At 53.8% G+C, this 573-nt stretch carries 1 protein-coding gene; it reads right to left on the reverse strand.

Annotated features, from left to right (window positions below):
• The coding region (locus tag ACT3RR_RS23155; RefSeq protein ID WP_496201175.1) for a phage tail-collar fiber domain-containing protein at positions 1 to 536 on the reverse strand (536 nt) is incomplete at its 3' end.
• Positions 537 to 573 lie beyond the last annotated feature (37 nt).

Below are 573 nucleotides of genomic sequence, written 5' to 3' on the forward strand. Positions count from 1 at the left end.
CCGGCATCGAAAAAGGCCGCGGCGCCGTAAATATCCTTATTGGCTAGGCGCTCCGCCTCATCCATGCCCGCCAGGCGGGCGGTAAAATCAATCTGCCAGGTTTCTGCGGGGGTGGTGATATTGGTGGCCGCCAGCGCCCCGCTATATTCCATCAGCATTGAGCGCACCAGGACGTTACCCTGTTGGCCATTATCATTTTTGATTTTCTGCTGCGTTGGGGCGTGAATAATCATGGCCAGCACGCCGGTGGCTTTACTGGCCAGCCCAATCCAGTTAAAACTAAAATCACCCACGTCCGCGCCCATCGTCACGGAATAGACCACCGAACCGGCGTTAACCGCACCCGCCTTGCTCACTGCCTGACGATGCACAATGTGATCGGCGCTCGGCAATCCTTCGGTGTTGTCGATAGGCTTGTTAACATCCAGCCCAGGAACGTTGGCAAAAATGAACTCATCCAACACAATCGGCTGATTATCGATAGCCTGGCGGGCTTTCCATTCAACAAAGGCTTTCGTGATAACTGCTTGAGACATGTCTATTTCCTTATAAACGTGCGCTAAACGTTGCGCT

The sequence above is a fragment of the Ewingella sp. AOP8-B2-18 genome (assembly GCF_052376015.1).
Taxonomy (GTDB): Bacteria; Pseudomonadota; Gammaproteobacteria; order Enterobacterales; family Enterobacteriaceae; genus Ewingella; species Ewingella allii.